Genomic DNA, 6,983 nt, shown 5'->3' with positions numbered 1-6,983 from the left:
GCTTCCACCAGATCCTCCTGGCCCAGATGGATGAAATCGCATCCCTCGTCGATCGCCAGTTTCCAGTAGTCGTTGACAACCAGCTGGCAATTCGCCGCTGCGCAAACGGCCTTGGTACGACGGATTTCCTGGCGCAGGATCTCGTCCGGGCGATCCTTCACGCGCAGTTGCACCAGTTTGACGCCCAGCGGCACGAGACGTTCGATCCATTCGGAACTGTCGACGATGAGATAGAAGGGATCGAGCCTCATGCGAAAACGCCCTTTCCGACAACCGGGGTGGACGGTACCGCCATGTCGCGCGGCTCCAGCATGCCGGAAAGATAAGCGAGCCTTCCGGCCTCGATCGCCTTGCCAAACGCCTCGGCCATGGCAGGCGGATCGCCTGCGACGGCGACCGCGGTATTGAGCAGCATCGCGTCGTAGCCGAATTCCATCACCGTTGCCGCATGCGACGGCCTCCCGATCCCCGCATCCACGATCAGCGGGATGTCCGGAAAGGCGCTCCGCATTGCCTTGAGCGCGGAAGGGTTGCGCGGACCGGCCGCAGAACCGATCGGCGCGCACCAGGGCATCAAGACCCGACATCCGACGGAGACCAGTTTTTCACCGACCACCAGATCGTCCGTCGTATAGGGAAATACGCAAAACCCTTCCGAACAAAGAATGCGTGCGGCTTCGACCAGTTCGAACACATCCGGCTGGAGACTGTCGTGATGGCCGATCACCTCGAGCTTGATCCAGTCGGTACCAAATACTTCGCGCGCCATCTTGGCGGTCAGGATCGCCTCCGACGCACTGTGACATCCCGCGGTGTTGGGCAGGACGTGCACCGCGAGCTGGCGGATGAATTCGAAGAAGGCTCCCCCCGTCTTTCCGCCGGCCGTTTCGCGGCGAAGCGAGACCGTGACAATCTCCGCGCCGGACCGGCTCACCGCCTCGGCTAGGACGGCCGGCGAAGGATAACGCGCGGTACCGAGCAGAAGCCGCGAAGACAGTGCAGCATCATAAAGAGAAAGCATGGATCAACCTCCCTGCATCGGGGACAGGATTTCGATACGGTCACCATCGTCCAGCCGGTGATCGGCTCGGTCCTCGCGATGCACGAGATCTCCGTTGACGGCGGTTGCCAACCAGTCGCCCTCGTATTCCAGAACATGAAGAAGTTCGGCCAGGGTTACGGCCTCGCAGACCTGGGTTTCGCCATTGATGATCAGTTTCATGGGGTTAGCCTTTCAGACGTGAATGTCGCGCGAGGAGAATATCGGCGGCCCGCACAGCCAAGGCGGGGGCCAACAGGAAGCCATGCCGATGCATGCCGGCGATGGCGAGCCCCTCCTCTGTTTCGATTACTTGCGGAATGTTGTTGGCAAACGCCGGACGTATGCCAGTCCCGGTCTCGACAACGCGTGCCTCGCCAAACGCCGGATGCAGCGTATAGGCCGCGTTCAGGAATTCCATGAGCGAACGGGCGGTAATCGGTCCGTCATCTTCGGCCTCGATCATCGTCGCCCCGACCATGAAACGGTGATCGTCGCGGGGCACGATATAGATCGGATGGCGTGGATGCAGCATCCTGATCGGCCTGGAAAGCGTCACATCCGCAGTTTCCAGATAGAGCATTTCGCCTCGCACGCCGCGCATGCCGGAAAGTCGCGGTATCGCCGCTGGCCCGGTGCAGTCGAGCACGCCGGCAAATCGCCGGTCTTGCGGCTCGTGTCCGCCGAAATGGAAGACGACGCCACGCTCGCGGAGCCTGCCGGCTAGTCTGGCCAGTGCGCGGCGTGGATCGAGATGCGCTTCCTGCTGGAAGAAAAGAGCCTTTTCGAAGCGGCCGGCAAGTGCAGGTTCGAGGTCGGTCACACCCTTGCGATCGATCCAGACATGACCGGTCGTGCGCGCCGCAAACCGGACGAGATCCGGAAGGTCACGCGGCTGCGCCACGACCAGAGTACCGCGGCGACGAACCTCGCCGGGCACGGCCTCCTCCCACCATCCGGCCGCGCCCAGGCCCAATGTCAGGACAATCTCTTCGGCCGCCTCCCGTTCGCAATAGGGCGCGAGCATTCCCCCAGCAAAATGCGAGGCGCCAAGTCCCGCCGCGCCGGCTTTTTCGATCACCTCGACCGAAAAGCCCCGCCTGACGAGCTCATGGGCCATCGCGAGGCCGGCAACACCGGCCCCTTTGACGAGAAAGGTAGACATTATGCGTTACCCGGAAGGTTTTCGACCGGCATGTAAAGATCGCCGCCATCGCGGTATTTGGCGGCCATGGCTTGCAACCCCTCCCTCTGCGCTTCGGCGCGGATATCGTGCGAAATCCGCATCGAGCAGAATTTCGGGCCACACATGGAGCAGAAATGCGCCACCTTATGCGCCTCCTTCGGCAGCGTTTCGTCGTGGAAGGAACGCGCGGTTTCCGGATCGAGCGAGAGGTTGAACTGGTCCTCCCATCGGAACTCGAAACGGGCGCGCGACAACGCATCGTCGCGCACCCGCGCCGCCGGATGGCCCTTGGCGAGATCGGCGGCATGTGCCGCGATCTTATAGGTGATGACGCCCACCTTGACGTCGTTGCGGTCCGGCAGGCCGAGATGTTCCTTGGGCGTCACGTAGCAGAGCATGGCGGTGCCGAACCAGCCGATCATCGCAGCCCCGATGCCGGACGTGAGGTGGTCATAGCCCGGCGCGATATCGGTGGTTAGCGGTCCGAGCGTATAAAAAGGCGCCTCGCCGCAAACCGCGAGCTGCTTGTCCATGTTTTCCTTGATCTTGTGCATCGGCACATGGCCGGGACCTTCGATCATCACCTGGCAATCCTTCGCCCAGGCGATTTTCGTTAACTCGCCGAGCGTTTCCAGTTCTGCGAACTGCGCCGCATCGTTGGCATCAGCGATCGATCCCGGGCGCAGGCCATCACCGAGCGAGAAGGAAACGTCGTAAGCGCGGCAAATGTCGCAGATCTCCTCGAAATGCTCGTAAAGAAAACTCTCCCTGTGGTGGTGCAGACACCACTTGGCCATGATCGAGCCGCCGCGGGAAACGATGCCGGTGACGCGATTGACGGTCAGCGGGATATAGGCGAGCCGCACGCCGGCATGGATGGTGAAATAGTCGACGCCCTGCTCGGCCTGTTCGATCAGCGTATCGCGATAAACCTCCCAGGTGAGGTCCTCGGCAATGCCGTTCACCTTTTCGAGTGCCTGGTAGAGCGGCACGGTACCGATCGGCACCGGCGAATTGCGGATGATCCATTCGCGGATATTGTGGATGTTTCGGCCGGTCGACAGGTCCATGACCGTGTCGGCACCCCAGCGGATCGCCCAGACCATCTTTTCCACTTCTTCCGCCATGGACGAGGTGACAGCCGAATTGCCGATATTGGCATTGATCTTCACCAGGAAGTTCCGGCCGATGATCATCGGTTCGGATTCTGGATGGTTGATATTGGCGGGAATGATCGCTCGGCCTTCCGCGACTTCCCGACGGACGAAATCCGGTGTCACGAAATCCGGGATATGGGCCCCAAAACTTTCGCCGTCGCGGATGAGAGCTTCCTTGGCCGCCTGTCGGCCGAGGTTTTCGCGAATGGCGATGAATTCCATTTCCGGCGTGACGATGCCGGCCCGCGCATAAGCGAGCTGGGTAACGGCCCTCCCCGCCTTCGCCTTGAAAGGCTGGCTGCGAACGGGGAATTCCGGCGTCAGCCTGTCGCCTGAAACAAAGCCGTTATCCTCCGGCCTGAGGATGCGGCCCCCGTAGGATTCAACATCACCGCGAGCAAGAACCCAGCTTTCGCGCAGGCGTGGCAGGCCTRCATCGATGCGGATTTCGGCACCTTCTGCGGTGTAGGGACCGGAAGAATCGTAGACAGTGACTGGCGGTTCGCCAGAGGTCGGGTGCAGTGCGATCTGACGCATCGGTACGCGGATATCCGGATGAATGGTGCCTGCTTTCAGGACTTTCGCGGAGGCGGGAAGCGGACCTGTGGTGACGACCGGAGTGAGTTTGGTGGCTGCAATATTCATGGTTCGAGGCTCCAAGTTTTGACGTTTGGAGACCCAGTTCCAGTGTTGGAATGATGAAAAAACGCCGTGGATTCCGAAGGACGGATACCCGCCCTCGCTGCCGCAGCGCCCGCACCGTCCCTACGCCAGTATGAACTGGATCAGGTTCAACGGGTCACTGCGCCTCGGGCGGCCAAAGCCGATCCGACCAGCAGTATCTCAGCCCCTTGGCGGGACCCCCCTGGTGAATAGGGCTAAGCTATTGTGAGAAATGCCGCTCCGTCAAGCCCTTAGGGCACCATTCAGAACCCATATCCCGACCGCTTGAGTTCTGTTCATCGCGCCGCTGGGCTGACTGGCTTCATGGAGTTTAGCGAATGTGGCATGCTCAGCGCCGGCCCAATTCCCCGCCAGAACCTCCAGGAACGCAAAGCAGTCGCCAACGGCTCGGTGCCCATCCGCTGTCACCCGACCACCCCTAGCGGCACCACTTTCGCCGGCGACAATAGAATGCCCTCGAAAAGCCAACTTGCGCATGGCGTCCCTCGCCAAAGCTGCGCAAACCAGACTGTTTTTCATGCCCATCCTGTCAATGATCGGGAAAGGGGCAATAAGATCAATAATTAGACGGTATGATCAGTTTTTAATCAAAAATCAAAAAAGCTCATCATTTTGGCAGAATCTGCGGTTTATTTGGCCGAATATGAAACATCAGGTCTCTTGCCTCGTGACGGTATTGCAAGTGTAATTCTCCTCGTCTGATCGGCGCTTCCGGCGTAATCAGACCAGCAAACAGCAGCGGAGCCGCCTTTTCAGCCCGGTCATTTGGCCGAGACGGCGGAGGCGTGCTCGGACGGCAAGGGGATGAGGCATGGCAAAGCTTGCGACGACAATTCTGACCGGGTTTCTCGGGACCGGCAAGACCACGCTTCTCAATCACCTGCTCACCTCAATCGAAAACGAGAGCGTAGCGGTGATCGTCAACGAATATGGGGAGGTCGGCATCGATGGAAAGCTCGTGGTGCCGACGGCGGACGAGGTCATCGAGCTGAACAATGGCTGCATCTGCTGCACTGTCAGGGGCGATCTCATCGCCGCGATCGGCGAACTGCTGCGCTCCGGACGGCCAATCGACCGCATCATCATCGAGACTTCGGGTCTTGCCGATCCGGCGCCGGTTATCCAGTCCTTCCTGCTCGACGAAACGCTCGCCAGGCGGCTGCAGCTTGATGCGATCGTGACCGTCGTCGATGCCCGCCATATGAAGCAACAGCTCTCTCAGGACGAGGCGAGGGAGCAGATCAGCTTTGCCGACGTGCTGCTGCTCAACAAGATCGACCTGGAGAGCGCCGAGGACCTTGCCGCCACCGAGCAGCAATTGCGCGGGATCAATCCGCTTGCCCGGATCATCCGGACGAGGGATTGCAAGGTCGAGCTCTCCGCGGTGCTCGACGTCGGCGCCTTCGACCTCAAGAACATCCTGTCTATCGACCCCGATATTCTCAAGGACCATGAACACGAGCACGACCAGAGCATCGGTTGCGTGGCGATCCAGGACTTCGGCCCGCTCGATCCAGCGGCGCTGAACGTCTGGCTCAATCGCCTGGCTCAGGAGATCGGCACGGACCTCTTCCGCATGAAGGGCGTGCTGAATCTCCACGGCGARCAGCGCCGCTATGTCTTTCACGGCGTGCACATGACGCTTGAAGGACGCCCCGGAAAGGCCTGGGGGCCATCGGAAAAGCGGCTCAACGAAATCGTCTTCATCGGCAGGAACCTCGACGACGCGATGCTTCGAGACGGCTTCATGAGCTGCCTCAGCCAGCAGCGCGCGCTGGCATCCTGATGCGCATCCGCCCAACCCCTCAACAAGGAGACAGACCCATGCCCCCGCTCGTTGCCGCAATGATCAGCCTCGGTGTGCTCGGCGCCATCGACACCTATATCACCGCGACGATATTTCCCGTTCCCGTGTGGGTCACCTTCATCGCCTGGGCGTCGTTCTTCGCCTGCGGCGGCGGAAACCAGGGGCTGGTCAAATCGATCGTTTCCAACTGGACCGGCATCGGCATCGCCTCGATCACGCTGCTGATCATCCAGTATGGCCCGGCCCACCCGATCTTTGCGGCGATCCTGGTCGGCGCCGGCACCTCAGCAATGATCCTGGCCTCGGCCATCCCGATCTTGAACTTTCCGCCGGCGATCGTCTTCGGCTTCGCCTCTCTCGTCGGCACCAGCGCGGCGACGGACACGACGATCGTCACCTCAGGTCTCAATCATCCGACCCTCGTCGCCATGGCCGCGATGCTGCTCGGCGGCGTCTTCGGCCTGCTCTCGGAAATCGGAACCCAGCTTCTGGCCGGCAAGAAATCTGCGACCGCCTGAGCGTCATCGTCACCATTCACCATAAAGGAACGATCCCATGAAACTTCAGCATTATCTTGGCGGCCTTGAGGGGCTGGGGCCCGTGAGCACCGAAACGCGCGTTTTCGTCGAAGTCTGGGAAACCAGGATCTTCGGCATCCATACGGCGATGATGGCGCTGTCGCCGCAGCTTCCGCTTCCCGAGACGCCATCGACGTTCAAGACCATCTGGACCTGGGCGGACCTCAGGAAAGGGGCGGAGTCCCTCAATCCGTTCGATTATTTCAGGTTTCGCTATTACGAGAAGTGGCTCGGCGGAATATCGGGATACTTCATCGACAACGGCTATATCACCGCAGAAGAGCTCGATGCGCTGACGGAGGAATATTACAACGAGCCGTCGAAGCCGCTGCACGAGGCCGGCGATGAGGCGATCGACCGGCGCGTCGTGCAATATCTAGTCGAAGGCGACAGCCCCAAGCGCGACGTCGGCGTGACCTTCGAATTCAAGGTCGGCGATACGGTGGCGATCCGCGATGTGCCGACCGTCGAGCATACGAGGCTGCCCGGTTTCCTCCGCAACAAGTTCGGAACGATCGAGACCGTCTATGAC

At 60.7% G+C, this 6,983-nt stretch carries 8 protein-coding genes and 1 riboswitch; of the genes, 3 read left to right on the top strand and 5 right to left on the bottom strand.

Annotated features, from left to right (window positions below; genetic code table 11):
- The 5 genes from AC1D1Z_RS31750 to thiC form a co-directional block, all read right to left on the bottom strand.
- Nucleotides 1-251 (bottom strand): thiamine phosphate synthase (locus AC1D1Z_RS31750; protein ID WP_477852813.1); only part of this gene is annotated, 251 nt, incomplete at its 3' end.
- Entirely contained in the window at nucleotides 248-1,021 is a 774-nt protein-coding gene (locus tag AC1D1Z_RS31745; protein ID WP_018245348.1) for a thiazole synthase, read from the bottom strand. The genes AC1D1Z_RS31745 and AC1D1Z_RS31750, both read right to left, overlap by 4 nt.
- 3 nt (nucleotides 1,022-1,024) lie before the next feature.
- Complete coding sequence (gene thiS / locus AC1D1Z_RS31740; protein WP_018245349.1) at nucleotides 1,025-1,222, bottom strand: sulfur carrier protein ThiS; 198 nt, start codon at nucleotides 1,220-1,222, stop codon at nucleotides 1,025-1,027.
- A 4-nt stretch (nucleotides 1,223-1,226) separates the two neighbouring features.
- Nucleotides 1,227-2,204 (bottom strand): glycine oxidase ThiO, encoded by a 978-nt coding sequence (gene thiO, locus AC1D1Z_RS31735; protein ID WP_018245350.1) that lies wholly within the window; start codon nucleotides 2,202-2,204, stop codon nucleotides 1,227-1,229.
- Nucleotides 2,204-4,027: a phosphomethylpyrimidine synthase ThiC gene (thiC, locus tag AC1D1Z_RS31730; RefSeq protein ID WP_477852810.1), complete on the bottom strand. Its 1,824-nt coding sequence runs from the start codon at nucleotides 4,025-4,027 to the stop codon at nucleotides 2,204-2,206. Before thiC ends, thiO begins: the two co-directional genes overlap by 1 nt.
- Nucleotides 4,028-4,126: 99 nt before the next feature.
- A riboswitch (TPP riboswitch) is annotated at nucleotides 4,127-4,259 on the bottom strand.
- Nucleotides 4,260-4,877: 618 nt separating this feature from the next.
- Here thiC and AC1D1Z_RS31725 point away from each other — a divergent pair.
- The 3 genes from AC1D1Z_RS31725 to nthB all read left to right on the top strand — a co-directional run.
- A complete protein-coding gene (locus AC1D1Z_RS31725; RefSeq protein ID WP_018245353.1) occupies nucleotides 4,878-5,852 on the top strand; it encodes a CobW family GTP-binding protein in 975 nt (324 codons plus the stop codon).
- Nucleotides 5,853-5,890: 38 nt separating this feature from the next.
- Nucleotides 5,891-6,391: a DUF1097 domain-containing protein gene (locus AC1D1Z_RS31720; protein ID WP_018245354.1), complete on the top strand. Its 501-nt coding sequence runs from the start codon at nucleotides 5,891-5,893 to the stop codon at nucleotides 6,389-6,391.
- Nucleotides 6,392-6,428: 37 nt separating this feature from the next.
- Nucleotides 6,429-6,983, top strand: a 555-nt coding sequence (gene nthB, locus AC1D1Z_RS31715; protein WP_477852807.1) for a nitrile hydratase subunit beta, incomplete at its 3' end; no start/stop codon positions are given.

This window comes from Rhizobium sp. P1_E1, from assembly GCF_056406015.1.
Note: the sequence above shows the minus strand (reverse complement) of the source record. Positions and strands in the feature narration are given on the sequence as shown.